This window comes from Nocardia sp. NPDC058666 (assembly GCF_042714895.1).
Classification (GTDB): domain Bacteria; phylum Actinomycetota; class Actinomycetes; order Mycobacteriales; family Mycobacteriaceae; genus Nocardia.
Genome location: NZ_JBHXRY010000005.1, coordinates 69136 through 86986 on the forward strand (window position 1 = coordinate 69136; position 17851 = coordinate 86986).

Annotated in this window: 18 protein-coding genes; 9 read left to right on the forward strand and 9 right to left on the reverse strand. The window is 66.2% G+C overall.

What is annotated here, in order from left to right; all coding sequences use genetic code 11:
* Window positions 1-17: 17 nt before the first annotated feature.
* Window positions 18-614: a TetR/AcrR family transcriptional regulator gene (locus ACFWVD_RS14100; protein WP_379242618.1), complete on the reverse strand. Its 597-nt coding sequence runs from the start codon at window positions 612-614 to the stop codon at window positions 18-20.
* A gap of 86 nt (window positions 615-700) precedes the next feature.
* On the opposite strand from ACFWVD_RS14100, the gene ACFWVD_RS14105 reads away from it, so the two are divergent.
* On the forward strand, window positions 701-928 hold the full coding sequence (locus ACFWVD_RS14105; RefSeq protein WP_379243302.1) for a DUF1272 domain-containing protein: 228 nt from the start codon (window positions 701-703) through the stop codon (window positions 926-928).
* Window positions 929-1578: 650 nt separating this feature from the next.
* On the opposite strand, the gene ACFWVD_RS14110 is transcribed toward ACFWVD_RS14105, so the two are convergent.
* On the reverse strand, window positions 1579-2736 hold the full coding sequence (locus tag ACFWVD_RS14110) for a fatty acid desaturase family protein (protein ID WP_379242620.1): 1158 nt from the start codon (window positions 2734-2736) through the stop codon (window positions 1579-1581).
* Window positions 2737-2898: 162 nt separating this feature from the next.
* Window positions 2899-4188, reverse strand: a complete 1290-nt coding sequence (locus ACFWVD_RS14115; RefSeq protein ID WP_379242622.1) for a YhgE/Pip domain-containing protein — start codon at window positions 4186-4188, stop codon at window positions 2899-2901.
* Window positions 4189-4267: 79 nt separating this feature from the next.
* Here ACFWVD_RS14115 and ACFWVD_RS14120 point away from each other — a divergent pair, with 79 nt between their 5' ends.
* Both ACFWVD_RS14120 and ACFWVD_RS14125 read left to right on the forward strand, forming a co-directional pair.
* Window positions 4268-4852, forward strand: coding sequence for a TetR/AcrR family transcriptional regulator (locus tag ACFWVD_RS14120; protein ID WP_379242624.1), 585 nt, complete (start codon window positions 4268-4270; stop codon window positions 4850-4852).
* A gap of 193 nt (window positions 4853-5045) precedes the next feature.
* Window positions 5046-5231: a DUF2795 domain-containing protein gene (locus tag ACFWVD_RS14125; protein WP_379242626.1), complete on the forward strand. Its 186-nt coding sequence runs from the start codon at window positions 5046-5048 to the stop codon at window positions 5229-5231.
* Between the two features lie 60 nt (window positions 5232-5291).
* On the opposite strand, the gene ACFWVD_RS14130 is transcribed toward ACFWVD_RS14125, so the two are convergent.
* The 4 genes from ACFWVD_RS14130 to ACFWVD_RS14145 are packed head-to-tail and all read right to left on the reverse strand — an operon-like array spanning window position 5292 to window position 9558.
* Window positions 5292-5708, reverse strand: a complete 417-nt coding sequence (locus ACFWVD_RS14130; RefSeq protein WP_379242628.1) for a GNAT family N-acetyltransferase — start codon at window positions 5706-5708, stop codon at window positions 5292-5294.
* A gap of 50 nt (window positions 5709-5758) precedes the next feature.
* The gene (locus ACFWVD_RS14135) at window positions 5759-8131 is read right to left on the reverse strand and encodes an ATP-binding cassette domain-containing protein (RefSeq protein WP_379242630.1); all 2373 of its coding nucleotides are present in this window, start codon (window positions 8129-8131) and stop codon (window positions 5759-5761) included.
* Between the two features lie 55 nt (window positions 8132-8186).
* Window positions 8187-8747, reverse strand: a complete 561-nt coding sequence (locus ACFWVD_RS14140) for an isochorismatase family protein (RefSeq protein WP_379242632.1) — start codon at window positions 8745-8747, stop codon at window positions 8187-8189.
* A 19-nt stretch (window positions 8748-8766) separates the two neighbouring features.
* Window positions 8767-9558 carry an N-acetylmuramoyl-L-alanine amidase-like domain-containing protein gene (locus ACFWVD_RS14145; RefSeq protein WP_379242634.1) on the reverse strand — a complete coding sequence of 264 codons (792 nt, stop codon included), beginning with the start codon at window positions 9556-9558 and terminating at the stop codon, window positions 8767-8769.
* 340 nt (window positions 9559-9898) lie between these two features.
* Here ACFWVD_RS14145 and ACFWVD_RS14150 point away from each other — a divergent pair, with 340 nt between their 5' ends.
* Entirely contained in the window at window positions 9899-10927 is a 1029-nt protein-coding gene (locus tag ACFWVD_RS14150; protein ID WP_379242636.1) for a glucose 1-dehydrogenase, read from the forward strand.
* A 24-nt stretch (window positions 10928-10951) separates the two neighbouring features.
* On the opposite strand, the gene ACFWVD_RS14155 is transcribed toward ACFWVD_RS14150, so the two are convergent.
* Window positions 10952-11674 (reverse strand): DsbA family oxidoreductase, encoded by a 723-nt coding sequence (locus tag ACFWVD_RS14155; protein ID WP_379242638.1) that lies wholly within the window; start codon window positions 11672-11674, stop codon window positions 10952-10954.
* A gap of 84 nt (window positions 11675-11758) precedes the next feature.
* On the opposite strand from ACFWVD_RS14155, the gene ACFWVD_RS14160 reads away from it, so the two are divergent.
* The 3 genes from ACFWVD_RS14160 to ACFWVD_RS14170 all read left to right on the forward strand — a co-directional run bounded on the left by ACFWVD_RS14160 (window position 11759) and on the right by ACFWVD_RS14170 (window position 15805).
* Complete coding sequence (locus ACFWVD_RS14160) at window positions 11759-12496, forward strand: histidine phosphatase family protein (RefSeq protein WP_379242640.1); 738 nt, start codon at window positions 11759-11761, stop codon at window positions 12494-12496.
* 66 nt (window positions 12497-12562) lie between these two features.
* Window positions 12563-13921, forward strand: a complete 1359-nt coding sequence (locus ACFWVD_RS14165) for a threonine/serine exporter family protein (protein WP_379242642.1) — start codon at window positions 12563-12565, stop codon at window positions 13919-13921.
* A 27-nt stretch (window positions 13922-13948) separates the two neighbouring features.
* Window positions 13949-15805 (forward strand): Na+/H+ antiporter, encoded by a 1857-nt coding sequence (locus ACFWVD_RS14170; protein ID WP_379242644.1) that lies wholly within the window; start codon window positions 13949-13951, stop codon window positions 15803-15805.
* Window positions 15806-15807: 2 nt separating this feature from the next.
* Here ACFWVD_RS14170 and ACFWVD_RS14175 read toward each other — a convergent pair whose 3' ends face one another.
* On the reverse strand, window positions 15808-16353 hold the full coding sequence (locus tag ACFWVD_RS14175; RefSeq protein ID WP_379242646.1) for a TetR/AcrR family transcriptional regulator: 546 nt from the start codon (window positions 16351-16353) through the stop codon (window positions 15808-15810).
* 214 nt (window positions 16354-16567) lie between these two features.
* Here ACFWVD_RS14175 and ACFWVD_RS14180 point away from each other — a divergent pair, with 214 nt between their 5' ends.
* Both ACFWVD_RS14180 and ACFWVD_RS14185 read left to right on the forward strand, forming a co-directional pair.
* The gene (locus ACFWVD_RS14180) at window positions 16568-17176 is read left to right on the forward strand and encodes a TetR family transcriptional regulator (protein WP_379242648.1); all 609 of its coding nucleotides are present in this window, start codon (window positions 16568-16570) and stop codon (window positions 17174-17176) included.
* A 12-nt stretch (window positions 17177-17188) separates the two neighbouring features.
* Window positions 17189-17848 (forward strand): enoyl-CoA hydratase-related protein, encoded by a 660-nt coding sequence (locus ACFWVD_RS14185; protein WP_379242650.1) that lies wholly within the window; start codon window positions 17189-17191, stop codon window positions 17846-17848.
* Window positions 17849-17851: the final 3 nt, after the last annotated feature.

Below are 17851 nucleotides of genomic sequence, written 5' to 3' on the forward strand. Positions count from 1 at the left end.
TCGAAGCAGCCGCACAGTCATCGCGGTTGAGTGAACATGCCGTCGAGCACCGCACGCAGCTCGGTGTGGGCGGCTGCCAGGGCCTTCTCGCGTGAACGTGACGCGGCCACGAACATCGCGAGCTCGTTGAGCCCACCCAGCAGCAGATGCGCGAGCACCTTCGGGTTGTGTGCCGGGAGCAGTTCGCCCTGCTCGTGTGCCGCGACCAGCAAGTTCTTGACCAAGCCGAGCGAGCGTCCACCATCGATCTCGCGCCAGCGTGCCCAGCCCAGAGCGGCGGGAGCTTCCACGAACAGGATCTGACGGGTGCGCTCGTCGGCCAGCTGATCGACGAAAGCGTGGGTGACCGCCCGCACTCGTTCCACCGGCGACCCTGTCAGCGCATGGGCCGAGAGAGTGTCGACCAGGCCGTGATCGACTTCGCCGAAACAGGCCTCCATCAACCCGACCATGCCGCCGAAGTGGTGATACAGCGCTCCCCGGGTGACGCCTGCGGCCTCGCAGACTTGCGCGGTCGTCACCTCGGCGAAGCCGCGCTCGGCGAACAACGCGGTGCCGACCGCGATCAGCTTCGCCCGAGTCTGTGCTGCGCCCGCTTCGCGAACCGTTGGCATCTTGCCTTCTCTCGATTGATGACATACACATTGTATGTGACATACAGTTTGTATGTGCGAGCGAGGGAGTACCGACAATGCTGAAGATGAAGTCCACCTGCGAAACGTGTACGGCGCCGTTGCGTGACGACGCCGAAGTGTTCATCTGCAGTTACGAGTGCACGTACTGTTCGACCTGCTCGGCGGGTCACGGGGTGTGCCCGAACTGCGCGGGGGAGCTGGTCCGGCGGCCGCGACGGACCACCGGCGTCGCTGAGATCGCGCGGCGGGCACCGGCCCGACTTCGCCGCAAGGTCTGGGGGACCGGCCGATGAAGGTGATGTCGTTGCCCAACGATGCAGATTTCAGCCGACCGCCGGTGGGCTGATCTGCCACTCGGCGGGCACCGAGGTGATCATCGGAGACGCTTACGGCGGGTGCCCGATGGTGGTGCGGTTCGCGCCGAGCGAGCGGCAGTGGCTGTTCTCGAATCCGGACCTGATCGAATTGCAAAGGGTGCTGGGCAAATACGTCTACCGATGAACAGTGCCGGACTACTTGACATAATGTGCATTATCGGCGTTTGAAGGCGGCCTGTCGGGAGGGGTTTTTGCGTGTTTTGCGGTGTGCGCCGTGTTGCATGGTCTGCTGAAACGGCTCCCGGATCGCTGCCTGCGCGAGTTCGTTCGTGCGAGAACTCTTTGCGGTATGCGATTGTTGACGTTTCACGATGCGGGACGGATTCGAGGAATTCCGGCAGATTCGCGGGTTTGACGATTACTCGACGATTACTGGCGATTCCTACTGAATGTCATTAGTCGCTGATTCGAGCCCGCACTCAGGGCCAATTATGTTTTCGATACTCCGCAGCGGCACTCCCCCTCCACTTCCCCGGTACCCAATTACGTCACAGTGACGAAAGTATTGGTAGTGCCTGGATGCACGGAATCGCCGGATATGCGGCGATTCCGTGCCAGCGGAGGAATCAGGCAGGAACGGGAATGAGGCGACGGGATTCGTCAGCCTTTTCCGAACTGGTTTCGGGTGCGTTGTCCGCGTCGGCGGTGAGGTATTTGTCGGGCAGGGACAGTTTCGCGATGGTGCGCAGGGTCAGGCCGTATTGGCGGACCAAGCTGCCGGTGGTGTAGGGCAGGCGGTATTCGGCTGCCAGTTTGCGGACCTCGCGTTGGATTTCGGGGAGGCGATTGCTGGGCAGGTCCGGGAACAGGTGGTGTTCGATCTGGTGGCTGAGGGTGCCGGTGAGAATGCGCATGACCGGACCGACGTCGATATTGGCGCTGCCCAGGTACTGGCGCAGATACCATTCGCCGCGGGTTTCGCCTTCGAGATCGCGTTTGGTGAACTTCTCCGCACCGTCGGGGAAATGCCCACAGAACGTGACGATCTGCTCCCACACGTTCTTGGTGAGATTGGCGGTGATGTTGGCGCGCATCGTCGATTTCCAGTTCCGCCTGGACAGCGCCGGGAACACGACATAATCCTTGAGTAGTTGCTTGCCGGCCTTCTCGACGATTTCGTCACGGGCGCGCAGGAACTCTTTCTTGTCCTTCTTACCCGCCAGCACCCGCGGGATCTCCAGGTGATACACGCACATTCCCAGCTCGTACAGCAACGACACCGGGACCAGGTACACGAAATTGCCCAGGTGGTACGGGCGCCAGCGACGGTCGCGGGTGATGCGCAGCAGTCCGTAACCCTCGTCGGGATCCATACCGAGCACGTTGGTGAATACGTGGTGCCGGTAGTTGTGCGCTTCTTTCCAGTGCGCGGCGGGCATGGAATGGTCCCATTCCCAGGTGGTGGAATGGATTTCCGGGTCGTTCATCCAATCCCACTGGCCGTGCATGACATTGTGCCCGATTTCCATGTTCTCGAGCACCTTGGACAGGGTGAGCAGTCCTGTCCCCCACCACCAACTGCTTTTGCGGCCGGAGTCCAGCAGCACCAGTCGAGCGGCGATCTCGCACGCGCGCTGCACGCGGATCATTGTCTTGATGTATTTCGCGTCGCGCTCGCCCAAGCTGGATTCGATCTGTTCGCGCAGCGCGTCCAGGCGCTTCCCGAACTCTTCGATGTCGGCGGGCGAGAGGTGCGTGTACGCCTCGACGTCAGATATAGCCATGTGCTGTGTTCAACCCCTGTTCTGGTGCCGCGCGCCGGGCGCGGTCCTGGTGAGGATACGAACCAGGGGGTTTGGTGCGGTGCTGAGTGCGGAAATTCGTGAGACGTAACAGGTGGGGTTCAGGATTACGGTATAAAGTCCAGACTTTCCGGGCCCGGACGGCTACGGGGCGGGCGCCGAATGCTTCGCGCCGAGGCGGTCCATCCCGCGCAGATCGTAGGCGTTGGTGGCGACCGCGCCGAGGGTCAGGCCGATCGCCAGGCCCGCCAGGGTCATCCACAGGCCCTGCGCCATGCCCGCCTCGAGATGGCCGTCGAAGAACAGGATCGCGCGCACGGCCAGGTAGATCTGGTGCATGGGTTCGAAGGCGGCCATGTCCGCGATCCAGCGCGGGGTGGCTTCCAGGGGGATGGTGCCCGACGAGGACGGGATGCCGAGCACCACGAACACGATGAGGTTGATCATCAGGCCCGCGGTGCCGAAGGCGGCCATCACCGACAGGCCGGTGATCGCGATCGCGGCGATGGCCAACGCGCCGTAGAGGAACAGCATCAGCGGGCGTTCGATCGACATGTTCAGCAGCAGTCCGATGCCGAGGAACACCGCCGACGCGATCGGTGCGCTGATCGCGGCGATCGCCCATTTGATGAGCAGGGTGCGTGCCCGGCTGATCGGGGCGCGGGCGGTGTTCTTGTGCCAGGGGCCGTATTCGGCGGGGATGAAACCCAGTGAGGCGTCGACAAGGGAGTTGATCATCATCGCGCCGCTGAAGCCGACAATCAGCAGGACCAGGGTGTAGAAGAACGCGGCCAAGCCTTGGCCGGTGCCTTCGGGTAGCGGGTGGTACGGGGTGACCACGACGTCGATCGGCTGGGTGAGCTGCAGTTGGGCCGCGCCGCTGAGTGGGGTGGTGCCGATCGCGGCTTCGACCTGGTCGGTGAGTTGGGTGCCCACGGTGGTGTTGACCTGGGTCATGGCCTGGTCGGCGATGGTGCTCATGATCTGTGCGGCAAGGGTTCCCGCGCGCGGGTTGGTCAGCACGGAGATGATCGGCTGTTCGATCTGGCCGGGTACCACCGACGCGGTGCCGAGGATGGCCACGCGTTTGGTGAAGTCGCCGGGGATGACGATGGCGCCGTACACCTCACCGTTGCGCAGCTGCCGTTGGGCTTCGTTGAGGCCGACTTCGCGCAGGTCGATCTTGTCGGCGGGGATGTTGTCGTGCAGCGCGGCGGTGATCTGTCCGCCGATATCGGCGGGTTTGCCTGCGACGGTGTCGCCGACGTCCTGGTTGACCAGCGCGATCGGGAAGTCGTGCAGGTGTTTCTCGGGGTCGGCGGTGTAGCCGAGGTACATGGTGCCCAGCAGTGCGGCGAGGACGGCGACCAGGGTGATCGGGGCCAGCCACTCTCGCAGGGGCATGGTGCGGGTGCGCGCGGTGTTGTCAGTCATGGCGTTCGCTAATGTAGTCAGTGACTACAAAGTAGTCAACGCAAACATTTGTGGCGGCGTCGGATATCCTGCTCTCACCATGTCCCTGCACACGCCCTACCACCACGGAGACCTGCGCGCCGCCCTACTGACCAGCGCCGAGGCGACGCTGCGCGAAGTCGGTGTGGACGGGCTGTCATTGCGTCAGCTGGCCCGTGACACCGGTGTGAGCCACGCGGCCCCGAGCCGGCACTTCCGGGACAAACAGGCATTACTGGACGCGCTGGCTGTCACTGGGCTGTATCGCCTCGGCGCTTGCTTCGAGCAGACCGTGATCGACGGACCGATCACCACACGCCTGCGCACCGTGGCCCGCGCCTACCTGCGTTTCGCCGTCGACAACCTCGAGCTGCTGCCCCTGATGTTCGCGCGCAGGAACTCCCCTTCGGCCGACATCCAGACAGCCGTCGACCGGGCCTTCGCGGTCCCGATCGCGTTGATCGCCGATGGTCAAGCCGCGGGCGAGATCGTTGCGGGCGACCCGCGACGACTCGGTGTCACCGCACTCGCGGCACTGCAAGGCCTGGCCACGTTCGTGGGCTCCGGTTACACCGCCGACTACGACTCCGAACAACTACTGGACGACCTGGTCGACCACCTGACGCTGGGCCTACTCCCCCGCTGACTACTCCCCCGCGCGTGTACTCGCCCGTCTCCCACACCCGCAAGCTCGGTGGCGTTGCAACCGCACGTCGCTCGAGCGCCAGTTCGCTCACGCGCGGCACGTGTTCGCGCTGGTGGGTACGGTGGGGATCGTTCGGGCCGAACGTTCGTCATGTGTACCAATCCGAAAGTCGACAGACGAAAGGAACCACTCCATGGCGCAGAGCACTCCGATTCAGGTGGAGAAGTATCTCGGGGGAGTCAACTATCCAGTCGGCCGCGACACCCTGGTCGCCACGGCCGAACAGCATTCGGCACCCGGCCCGGTCATCAGCGCCCTGCAGAGCTTGCCGGACGAGCAGTTCGCAAGCCCCATCCAAGTGAGTGAAGCCATCGGCTGATAACCGAGCTGTCCCGCGCCGTAGCGGATCTTTCACTACGGCGCGGGTGCTGGGGAACATTCACGAAGGGTTGTCGGGCCAGTTCTTTTCCATCCACTGGTCCGGTTTGGGGTGCGGGGCGAAGCCGTAGGGGCGGTACAGGTCGTGGGCGTCGCCGGTGGCCAGGGCCATGCGGCGCAGGCCCCAGGTATCCGCGTCGGCCATGATGCGGTCGAGCAGAAGTTTTCCGACACCTTTTCCGCGATGGGCGCGGTCGACGTAGACGTCGGACAGCCACGCGAAGGTGGTGCGATCGGTGACCAGGCGGGCGAACGCGATCTGGGTGCCGTTGTCGAAAACGCTGTAGGGCAGGGAGTTCTCGACCAGGCGTTGGACGCGGTCGCGGCTGCGGCCCATAGCCCAGTAGGCGTCGGTGGACAGGCGGTGGTGCAGCCAGTGCAGGTCGACGGCGGTGGGGTCGGTGGAGATCTCGAGCATCGGTTCAGGATAGGTGCGCCGGACTCGGGGTGAGTCCGGCGCGACGGGTGTCAGGCGCCGACGTAGGTGGCCAGGTGTTCGCCGGTGAGGGTGGAGCGGGCCTTGACCAGGTCGGCAGGGGTGCCTTCGAAGACGATCTGGCCGCCGTCGTGGCCTGCGCCGGGGCCCAGGTCGATGATCCAGTCGGCGTGGGCCATCACGGCCTGGTGGTGTTCGACGACGATGACGGATTTGCCTGCTTCGACGAGGCGGTCGAGCAGGCCCAGCAGTTGTTCGACGTCGGCCAGGTGCAGGCCGGTGGTGGGTTCGTCGAGGATGTAGGTGCCGCCCTTGTCGGACATGTGGGTGGCCAGTTTCAGGCGTTGGCGTTCGCCGCCGGACAGGGTGGTCAGTGGCTGGCCGATGGTGAGGTAGCCCAGTCCCACTTCGCTGAGGTGGGTGAGGATCTTGTGGGCGGCGGGGGTGCGGGCTTCGCCTTCGCCGAAGAAGTCGCGGGCCTCCTCCACCGGCATGGACAGCACGTCGCTGATGTTCTTGCCCGCGAAGCGCAGTTCGAGCACGTCGGCTTGGAAGCGTTTGCCCTCACATACTTCGCAGCGGGTTTCCACGCCGGCCATCATGGCCAGGTCGGTGTAGACCACGCCTGCACCGTTGCAGTTGGGGCAGGCGCCTTCGGAGTTGGCGCTGAACAGGGCGGGTTTGGCGCCGGTGGCCTTGGCGAAGGCTTTGCGGATGTGGTCGAGCAGGCCGGTGTAGGTGGCGGGGTTGGAGCGGCGGGAGCCCTTGATGGGGGCCTGGTCGATGGAGATGACCCCCTCGTCGATGGGGATCGAGCCGTGCACCAGCGAGCTCTTGCCCGAACCCGCGACGCCGGTGATCGCGACGAGCACACCCAGCGGGATGTCGACGTCGACCTTGTTCAGGTTGTTGGCGACCGCGCCGCGAATCTTCAACGCGCCGTTGGGCTTTCGCACGGAGTCCTTGACCGCCGCACGGTCGTCGAAGTGGCGGCCGGTCACGGTGTCGCTCTTGCGCAAACCGTCGACAGTGCCTTCGAAGCAGATGGTGCCGCCCTTGGAACCGGCCGCGGGGCCGATGTCGACGATGTGGTCGGCGATGGCGATGGTCTCGGGCTTGTGTTCGACCACCAGCACCGTGTTGCCCTTGTCGCGCAACCGCAGCAGCAGGCCGTTCATCCGCTGGATGTCGTGCGGGTGCAGGCCTGCGGTCGGCTCGTCGAACACGTAGGTGACGTCGGTGAGCGAGGAGCCCAGGTGACGAATCATCTTCACGCGCTGGGCTTCACCGCCGGACAGCGTGCCCGAGGGGCGCGACAGCGACAGGTAACCCAGGCCGATCTCGACGAAGGAATCCAGCGTTTGGCGCAGCGACTCGAGCAGCGGGGCGACCGACGGGTCGTTGACGTCTTTGACCCATTCGGCCAGGTCGGTGATCTGCATGGCGCAGACGTCGGCGATGCTGAGGCCCTTGATCTTCGACGAGCGCGCGGCCTCGGACAGGCGGGTGCCGTCGCAGTCCGGGCAGGTGCCGAAGGTGACCGCCCGCTCGACGAACGCGCGCACGTGCGGCTGCAAGGACTCGATGTCCTTGGACAGCATCGACTTTCGCAGTTTCGGGATCAGGCCTTCGTAGGTGAGGTTGATGCCTTCGACCTTGACCTTGGTCGGCTCTTTGTACAGCAGGTCGGCGAGCTGCTTTTTGGTGTACTTCTTGATCGGCTTGGCCGGGTCGAAGAACCCGGAACCTTTGAAGATGCGACCCATCCAGCCGTCCATGCTGTAGCCGGGGATCTTGAACGGTCCGTCGTCAAGGGACAGGTTCTCGTCGTAGAGCTCGGTGAGGTCGATGTCGTTGATCTGCCCTTTGCCCTCGCAGGTGGGACACATGCCGCCGGTGATGGCGAAGCTGCGGCGTTCCTTGACCGTGACCCCGTTCTTCTCGATCTCGACCGCGCCCGCCCCGCTGACGGAGGCGACGTTGAACGAGAACGCCTGCGAGGACCCGATGTGCGGGTCGCCCAGGCGGCTGAACAGGATGCGCAGCATGGCGTTGGCGTCGGTGACGGTGCCCACGGTGGAGCGCGGGTTGGCACCCAGCCGCGACTGGTCGACCAGGATGGCTGTGGTCAGGCCTTCGAGCACGTCGACGTCGGGACGCGCCTGGCTGGGCATGAAACCCTGCACGAACGCGCTGTAGGTCTCGTTGATCAGCCGCTGCGATTCCGCGGCGATGGTGCCGAACACCAGCGAGCTCTTCCCTGACCCCGACACCCCGGTGAAGACCGTGAGCCTGCGCTTGGGGATCTCGATGCTGACATCGCGCAGGTTGTTCACGCGCGCACCGTGCACGCGGATCAGATCATGGCTGTCCGCGGGCTCGATGGTCTTCTTGGCCGTGCTCATGGCTCTCCTTCGATGAGTCGACATCGCCGAATGTCGAATCTACCGCCGCAGCGGCTTACGTAGCCTGCCCGAAGTCGACTTCGGCGGTCGGCGTGACCGCGGCGGTGCGGCCGGGCGCCTGTTGGAACTGCCAGTACAGGTTGGTGTGGGCGATGACTTCTTCGGGTTTCGGTGCGCCCCACCGGGTTTTGTCGCCCGCGGTATGGGCGTCGGCGACCAGCGTGACGTCGTAACCACGCGTGAAGGCACCGTGGATGGTGGAACGGACACACGCGTCGGACTCGGCGCCGGTGACGACCAGGTGCCCGGCCCCCACGGCGGCGAGCAGGCCCTCGAGCGGGGTGTCTTCGAACGAATCGCCGTATCGCTTGGGGACCAGCGGTTCGGTGTCGGCGCGGACGAGTTCGGGGACGTAGCGCCACGGGTCGGTGCCTTCCACGAGTTCCTCGTCGGAATGCTGGATCCAGAGGACGGGGACATCGGCGGCGCGCGCCCGTCCGACCAGAGTGGCGATATTGGCCACGACCTCGTCGCGGCGCGGCGCTTCGTCGACGACACCGTTTTGGACGTCGACGACGAGCAGTGCGGTGTGGGGACGATCGGGCAGTGTGGTCATGGCGAATCCTCGGGGACGGTCAGAGCGGGCGCAGGACGACGATGCCGGGAACGGTCTGCAGGTAGTCGGTCAACGGGGTGTCGACAACCTGGTTGTTCGCGGCCAGTGACGAGGCGTTGCGGAAGACCGGGCCGGTGGGGGTTTGGACGATGATGCCGACGTGGGTGACGTCCAGGCCGGCTTCGGAGGTGTAGGCGCCCAAGAAGTCGCCGGTGCGTAATGCTGCCCGCACTCCCCCGTCGACCGCGGCCGAGGGAATATGCGTGATAGGGCGGTCGACCACGGGTACTCCCGGCAGGTACAGCCCGCCGTCCGCTTTCGCGTTGAGTTGTTTGGTGGTGGTGACCGCGGCGGGGCTCAGGCTCGCGGTGATGTCGGTGGCGGTACGCCGTTCCCTGGTGGCCCAGTCGGTGAAGAAGTGTTTGCGCTGGGCGAATTCGACGCGCCCGTCGATGTACCGGTCGGCGACGAGCTCGGTGACGAACTGGTCGCGGGTGCCGGCACGGGAGGCGGCGTCGATGTAGTCGAGGAAGGTGAAGCAGTCCACCCGGCGCAGGTCGACGACGAGCTGTTCGGGTTGTGTCGCGGACCCGACCAGCATGTTCGCGCCATAGGAGGTGCCCAGTAACCGGGCCGACAGTCGGTCGATCAGTTCGGGTCTGCTCAGGCCCGCCGATTCCGCGCGCACGGCGAGCAATTCGTCGATCTTGCGGGCGGAAGTCTCGTCGATGAGAACCGGGTTGGCCAGGGCGGGCGCACTCGCGCACAGCAGCGCGGCGAACACGAGCAAGATCCGGACGATGTTGCGCAAGACGCCTCCAGCTGGCCACGGTGGATCGGGTGCGAGCGAGGTCCACCGTAGCCGAGGCCTCCGACACGAAACGCTTGTCACCGCACGGCCTGCCCGGCGATCGTCACCAGGTGCGTCGACAGTGGCAGCGTCGAAACGGTGATGCGCAATGTTCGCGAACGGTCTCGGAACGACCGATCGGGGCATTGTTCGCGTATCGTTTTCGCAGGTAGTCCGTGTTCGCGGCGAGTTCGCGAAGGGGTTGCTCCCCGGGTGTCGTGGATGTGGTGGCGTACAGACAACAAACCGTGGCCCGTCCGGCGGAAGGGAAGCCGAAATGCGTGCGTTGACAGTGATTCCCATGCAGAAGCAGACATTGCGGGTGGAGGATGTACCCGATCCGGTCGTTGGTCCCGACGAGTTGCTCGTCGACGGGATCTCGCTGGGGATCTGTGGCACCGACCGCGATATCGCGGAGGGCAACTACGGCTGGCTGCCGCCGGGCAAGTCGCGGATGGTGCTGGGGCACGAGTCGTTGGGGCGGGTGAAGACCGCGCCTGCGGGTAGCAAGTTCGCGCCGGGCGATCTGGTGGTGGGGATCGTGCGCAGGCCCGACCCGGTGCCGTGTGGTGCGTGTGCGCGCGGGGAATGGGACATGTGCCGCAACGGCATGTATGTCGAGCGCGGGATCAAGGAGATCGACGGGTACGGGTCGACGCAGTGGTCGGTGCGACAGGATTTCGCGGTGAAGCTGGACCCGTCGTTGGAGAAGGTCGGGGTGTTGTTGGAGCCGACCACGGTGGTGGCCAAGGCGTGGGATCAGATCGAGAAGATCAACCAGCGGGCCTGGTTCGAACCGCGCAAGGTGCTGGTCACCGGTGCGGGGCCGATCGGTTTGCTGGCGGCGTTGCTGGGTCAGCTGCGCGGGATGGACGTGCATGTTCTCGACCGCACCACCGGCGGGATCAAGGAGGAACTTGTCCAGTCGCTGGGCGCCACCTTCCATACCGGTACCGCGGCTGCGGTGGCCACCGCGATCAGCCCTGACATCGTGATCGAGGCGACCGGTGCGCCCGCGGTGGCGTTGCAGGCGATGGAGATCAACAATCCCGCCGTGATCATCTGCTTGACCGGGGTGTCCACGCCCGGTGTCGACAGTGAGGTCGATGTGGGCGGGCTCAACCGCAATATCGTGCTCGACAACGCGGTGGTGTTCGGTTCGGTGAACGCCAACCGCCACCACTACGAGCAGGGCGCCGCGGCGCTGGCCAAAGCCGACGAAACCTGGCTGGAACGGTTGATCACCCGGCGGCTGCCGTTGGAGCGGGCCCTGGAAGCGTTCGATCCCGGTACCGGCTCCGACATCAAGGTCGTTATCGACCTGGCCTGAGTCGGAAGTGGTTGTCCGCGACGGTCATTGCGCCGTCGCGGACCCCGGGACCGCGCACCCGTCGGGGCCGCAGGTGTCGCCGTCGGCGAGCAGTTGCGGGCCGGGCCGGTCGTTCCAGGCGGTGTTCAAAGCCTGGGTGAACATTTCTGGCGGTTGTGCGCCCGAAACAGCGTATTTGCCGTCGAATACGAAGAACGGGACACCGTTGGCGCCCAGCGCGGCAGCTTCGGCTTCGTCGCGGCGGACCGCGTCGGCGTACGCATCGGGGTCGGCCAGCACCGCCCGCACGGAGTTCTCGTCCAGGCCCGCGCGCACGGCCAGCGCGACAAGACGTTCGGTGTCGCCGAACACCGGTTCGGGTTCGGCGAAGTTGCCCTCGTAGAGCGCGTCGAGCATGGCTTCCTGTTTGCCCTGGTCCAGGGCGTAGTGCAGGAGTCGGTGCATGTCGAAACTGTTGCCCATGTCGCGACCGGACGTCTGATACGGCAGCCCCATCGCGGCGGCCTGCGCGCCGATCCCGCGTTCGTTGGCCGCGGCCTGGTCGACGGTGATGCCGTATTTCGCGGCGATCGCCGGGACGACCGGGCCCGAGGAGCCCGGTGGCAGGGTCGGATCGAGTTCGAACGACTTGTGCACCACCTGCACATCGTCACGGTGCGGGAAGTCGGCCAGCGCCTCTTCGAAGCGGGCTTTGCCCAGGTAGCAGAAGGGGCAATTGATGTCGGTCCAAACCTCTACTGTCGTCATGCTGGCCTCTTTCGACGGGAGACGCCGGATTCGAGCTGATCATGGGCAACCATGGGCAATGTTACCGGGGACAGGAGTAGGGCGGTGGAGCGCGAACGAGCGCGGGGGTGGGTGGCGATGCATGAGGGGTTGGCCGGGCCACGGTCACTGGGTGGATTGTGGGCGGTCCGGCACGCACAGAGCGAAGCCAACGCGTGGTACGCCGATCCGGCCACCGAACAGCGGCCCATGCGCGGCACCGATTCCGCGGTGGAACTGACCGCGCACGGGCAGTGGCAAGCGGAGTGTTTGGGCGACTGGTTAGCGGGGTTGGCCAGCGCGCAGCGGCCGACGCTGGTCGTGTGCTCCCCTTACTTACGCACCAGGGTCACCTGGGCGGTGATGGCCGAGACCGCCGCGGCACGCAACCGGCACCTGCACCCCATTCGCACGCTGGTCGACGAACGACTACGCGACCGCGAGATGGGGGTTTTCGAACTGCATCCCTACCGGGCGATCCGGCGGCGCGCACCCGAAGAGGCCGCTCGCCGTGAACAGGTCGGCAACTGGGTGTATCGCCCACCCGGTGGCGAATCTCTGGCCGACGTGGCGATGCGCGTGCGCAGTTTCGTCGACGAGCTGGATGTGGTGGCCGCGGGTGAACAGGTGCTGGTGGTGACCCATGACGCGGTGGTGGTGTCGTTGCGGTACATCCTCGACGGACTCGGTGCGCCGGTACCGGATTCGCTCGAGCCGGTGCCCAACGCGTCGGTGTCGCAGTGGCGGCGCGAGGGTCCGCGGCTGGCGTTGCGGGTGTGGGGGGCGGTGGACCATCTGGGGTGAACACCCCCGGTGACGTGGGCGCGCGTGTCTCCCGGCAGGCCGCACACGGCCCACTACATTGGCGCTATGTCGAACCAGAGCGGGTCGAACGACAGCGGGTCCGAACGTGGCGAATCGGAACCGAGTGGGTTGAAACCCACCGGGTCGCAGATCGACTGCGCACGGAGTTGCGATGACCTGCATATCGAAGCCGCGCTCACCTTCCTGACCGAATTGGGCACCTCGACACTGGAATCCGGTTACGCCACCGAGGCCACCCTGCTGATCGTGGGTTCGTGCGCCGCGGCATGGGGGCTGCGGGATGTGTCGGTGTGCGGGGTCGGCCGGGTGGTGATCGTGCAGTGCAGCGACAACAACGGCAACACGATGTCGCGGCTGGCGGAAGCATCGACGTTGGACGCGTTCGACTGTGACCGGATGCGCCGCATCAAAGACGTCGCCCGCCAGACCGTGGTGGAGCAGCTGCATCCGAATACCGCGTGCGAGCGGTTGAAGGCGGCTAATGCTGGGCCGCAACCGTTTCCGTGGTGGTCGGTGCAGGCAGGCGGGGTGCTGTTGGCGTTCTGCATCTGCCTGCAGATCGGCGGCCACGCACTGGCCGCGGTACTGGCGGCGGGCACTCAGCTGGTGGTGAACCTGAGCGGCCGCTGGTTCGGAAAGCATGGTGTGCCAACGTTTTTCACCGTCGCGGTCCAAGCGGCGGGGGCGGGCGCGTTCGGTGGCTTGTTCCACGGCCTGGGTTGGCTGACGGTGGCGCAAGCGGCGACGGTGGTAGCCACCGCGTGGGTGCTCATCGCCCCACTGCCGCAACTGATGTCGACCGCGATCGACGTGGTCAGCTCCGACAGTCTGACCGCGCTGGCCAGAGCGCTGGGCGCGGCGTTGATCATCGGCGGGATCACGCTGGGCGGGTTGCTGATGTTGGCGCTGTCGTGGCGTTTCGATCTGGGCATCGCCGGTGATCCGACTCTGCCGCAGCTGCCGGTGTGGTTGGGCATCATTTTCGCGATCCTGGGCGCGATCGGCAACGCACTGTTCAATGTGGGCGGACGAAATCTGCTGGTGCCCGCGGCGGTGGCCGGTTTGGTGACCGCGTCGGTGAACCAGACCCTGATCCATGTCGGACACCTCCCGTCGGTGTGGGCGGGCCCGCTCGCGGCCGTGGTGCTGGGCTTCCTCGCCGCCGCGACCGCGAACTGGTTGCGGTTGCCGATGTCGGCATTGGCGCTGGTCGGGATCACCGGTGCGCTGCTGCCGGGTCTGATCGTGTGCCAGGGATTGATCCTGTCGGTGTACCAGGTGTCGGGGATCGGGTACTTCGTGCAGGCGGGCGCGGTGTGTGTGGCGTTGGGGATCGGCGCGAGCTTCGGGGTGTACCTGTGGTCGGTGCTGGCGCGCAGCCCGTGGGCGGCGTCCACGGACTAACTGGTCCGCGGGTGGGACAATGCCCCGGTGGATGTCGCGATCGGTTTGGTTGTCCTCATCGGCTCGGCGACCGCGTTGGCGGCGCTGGCACGACGCTTCGGGGTGTCGGAACCGCTGGTGCTGACGTTGGCCGGGGTGGCCGCGTCGTACCTGCCGATGGTCCCGCAGGTGCACCTCGAACCCGAGGTGGTGTTGCTGGGCCTACTCCCCCCGCTGCTGTACACCGCCGCGCTGCGCACCTCCCTGGTCGATTTCAAGGACAACCTGCGCACTATCGCGTCACTGTCGGTGGGATTGGTGCTGTTCAGCACGTTCGCGGTAGCGCTGGTGGTCTGGTGGCTGCTGCCGGTGCCGTTCGCCGCGGCGGTGGCCCTGGGCGCGGTGGTCGCTCCCCCGGACGCCGTCGCCGCGACCGCGGTGGCCCGGCGCACCGGCATGCCGCGCAGCATCGTGACCGTGCTCGAAGACGAGTCCCTGTTCAACGACGCGACCGCACTGGTGGCGCTGCGCAGTGCGATCGCGGCCATGGCCGGCGCGGTCACGGTGTGGCAGATCGGCGGCGATTTCCTGCTCGCCGCGGTCGGCGGCGCGGTGATCGGAGCCGTGATCGCCACGGCGTTGGCGTTGCTGCGCAGACGGATCACCGACCCGGTGCTGGACACCTCGGTGTCGCTGCTGGCCCCATTCGTGGCCTACCTGCCCGCCGAGCACTTCCACGCATCGGGGGTGATCGCGGTGGTGACGTGCGGGATGATCCTGGGCCACGGCGCGCAACGCTGGCAGGGGGCGGCGTCGCGGGTCGCGGAATCCACCAATTGGCGCACCATCCAGTTCATTCTGGAAAGCGCGGTGTTCTTGATCATCGGATTGCAGGTGCGCTGGATCGTCGAAGGTGCCTGGCACAGCGGGCTGGACCACCGCACGCTGATCGTCACCGCGCTGGCCGTGCTGGCCGCGGTGATGGTGGCACGACCGATCTGGGTGTTCACACCGGTGTTGGTAGCGAGGATGTTCGGACGCACGACCGAACCGTTGAGTCACGCCGCGGTGGTGTCGTGGGCGGGAATGCGCGGGGTGGTGACCCTGGCCGCGGTGCTGTTGCTGCCCGATTCGACCCCGCAACTACCGGTTTTGGAATTGCTGGCGTTGGTCGTGGTGGGCGGCACCCTGCTGGTGCAGGGCAGTTCGCTGCCGTGGCTGGTGCGGTTGCTGCGCTTGCGTGGACCCAGCCGCGAGGAGGACGCGCTCGCGAAAGCCGATCTGCTGCAACAGGCTTCGACCGCGGGACTGGCCGAACTGGACCGGCAGATCGGTCCCGACACCCCCGAACCGGTGATCGCGTCCCTGCGTCAACGGCTGATCTGGCGGTCCAACGCCGCCTGGGAACGCCTGGGCAGGCCCGAAGCGGAACTGGTGACACCGACCGCGGAGTACCGGCGGTTGCGCTTGGCGATGCTGGCCGCCGAACGCGACGCCGTGCTGACAGTGCGAGACGCGGGGACAGTGGATTACGAAGTGCTGCAACATGTTCTGGCCCGCCTCGACCTCGAGGAGTCGATGATCGACCGCTTCGACGAAAACGACGACCAGCGGCGCACCGAACCGCTGTCGACCGCCGCCGGCGCGCAGGGGTGCGTGCATTTGGACGAGGCGCCGCTGGTGACGCCACCGGCTGGCGAGCTGGTGTGCCAGGCGTGCTTGGACGAGGGCTTGCGCTGGGTGCATCTGCGCATGTGCACCGCCTGCGGCAATATCGGCTGCTGCGAATCCTCGATCGGCGACCACGCCAGCGTCCACTACCGCGCCTCGCAGCACCCGGTGATGCGCAGCGCGGAACCCGGCGAAGCGTGGCGCTGGTGCTACGTGGACCAACTACTGGGCTAGCGCTAACTGCGGTGCGAGTAGATCAACCGCGCGTACTCGGCGAGCAGGTGATCCAGCTCGGTGGACTCGCCCGCGGCGGCCAACTGCTGGTACCCGATGATCATCGCCATCCCGAATTCGGTGACCACCGTGGCGGTATCGGTATCGCCGACCACCCCGTCGATCACCCGATGCACCGTGCGCCGACGTGACTCGTCCACCCGCTTCACCGTCACGTGCACCGACTCGTCGTTGGCCGCCCACGCGCGCAGTGCCGCTTCGGCACCGTGCTCCAAACCGCTGGCCAACACCGACATCGCGCGCACGTCGGCGTCGGCGTCACCGTGGCCCACATCCAGGGCACGCAACTCGACCATCTGCCGGTTCTCCCAGTGCTCCAGCAGCGTGTCGACGAAGCCTTGCCAGGAACCGAAGTGGTGGTAGAACGAGCCGCTGGTCACGCCCAATCGGCGGCACAGCACACCGATGTTCAGACCTTTGAAGCCGAACTCGGCGAGCACCACCACCGCGGTGTCGTAGTACTGCTCCTTGGTGACCACTCGGGACATCGCGATGCCGTTCTGTTCGTGCGGGCAGGGGCCGAAGAATGCGAACAGTACCCCATCGTATCGAGCCTTCGCGCGAACGTAACATCGTCCACTCTGTGCCCGAACCGGCGAGGCGGCTGTCGAATTGTCAAGTGGCGGAACGAAATACGTGACCAGAGACCCGAAAGTGCGTCCGAATGGAATAACAGAGCACACGCTCTGTAAACTATTGTTCATGCCCAGACCGCGCACTCACGACCCGCAGACGGTCCTGGACGCCGCCGAGGCCCTCGCCGCGCGTTCGGGACCCGCCGCTGTCACGGTGCGCGCGGTGGCCGCCGCTACCGGAGTATCCAATGGCGCGCTCTATCACACATTCGCGTCCCGACAGGAGGTGCTGGCACGCACCTGGTTACGCGCCGCGCACCGCTTTCTCGCCATGCAGAGCGCCGACATCGACCGCGCCGTGCACGCCACCGACCACCCCGCCCGCGTCGACGCGGTCCTGGACGCCGCCGAAGCCCCCGCACGACTGGCCAACCACCACCCCGACTCCGCGCGGTTACTGCTGCAGATCGACCGCGCCGAACTGCTCGACGGCGACATCGCGCCCGCGTTGGCCCAGGAGATCGCCGACACCGAGAAGGCCCTGCTCGCCGCGATCAACCGGCTCGCGCGCGCCCTGTGGGGTCGCGCGGACAAGCGCACCGTCGCCACCGTCACCACCTGCCTGGTAGACCTGCCCACCGCGCTGCTGCTGCGCCGCGACCGCCTCACCGACCCCCTGGCCCGAGCCCAGCTGCGCGCCGCGGTGCGCGCCGTCCTCGACCTCGGTCCCCACTGAAAAGGAAACCCCGTGCCCACACTGCGTCACCACGACACGATCGCCGTTCTCGACCTCGGCGACGGCGAGAACCGCTTCTCCCCCGACTACCTCACCGAGCTGCACACCCACCTGGACACCGTCGTCGAGGAAGGCGCGCACGCGCTGGTGACCACCGCGACCGGCAAGATCTGGTCCAACGGTTTGGACCTGGACTGGTTGCAGGCCAACAACGATCGCGCCGCGGAATACGTCGAAGCCGTGCACACCCTGTTCGCCCGCGTGCTGACCCTGCCGATGCCCACGGTCGCCGCGATCGGCGGCCACGCGTTCGGCGCGGGTGCGATGGTGGCCATGGCTCACGACTACCGGGTGATGCGCGCGGACCGCGGCTATTTCTGCTTCCCCGAGGCCGATATCCGCATCCCGTTCACCAACGGCATGGCCGCGCTGATCCAGGCCAAGGTGACCCCGAAAACCGCCATCGCGAGCATGACCACCGGCCGCCGTTTCGGTGGTGCGGACGCGTTGGCCGTGGATCTGGTCGACGCCATCGCCGGCGAAGGCGAAGTCCTCGACACCGCACTGGCTTTGGTGGCCCCGCTGGGCGGCAAGGATCAGCCGACGATGACCGCGATCAAATCGGTGATGTTCGCCGATGTCCTGGACGCCCTACGCCGCGGCCGGGGCTGACAC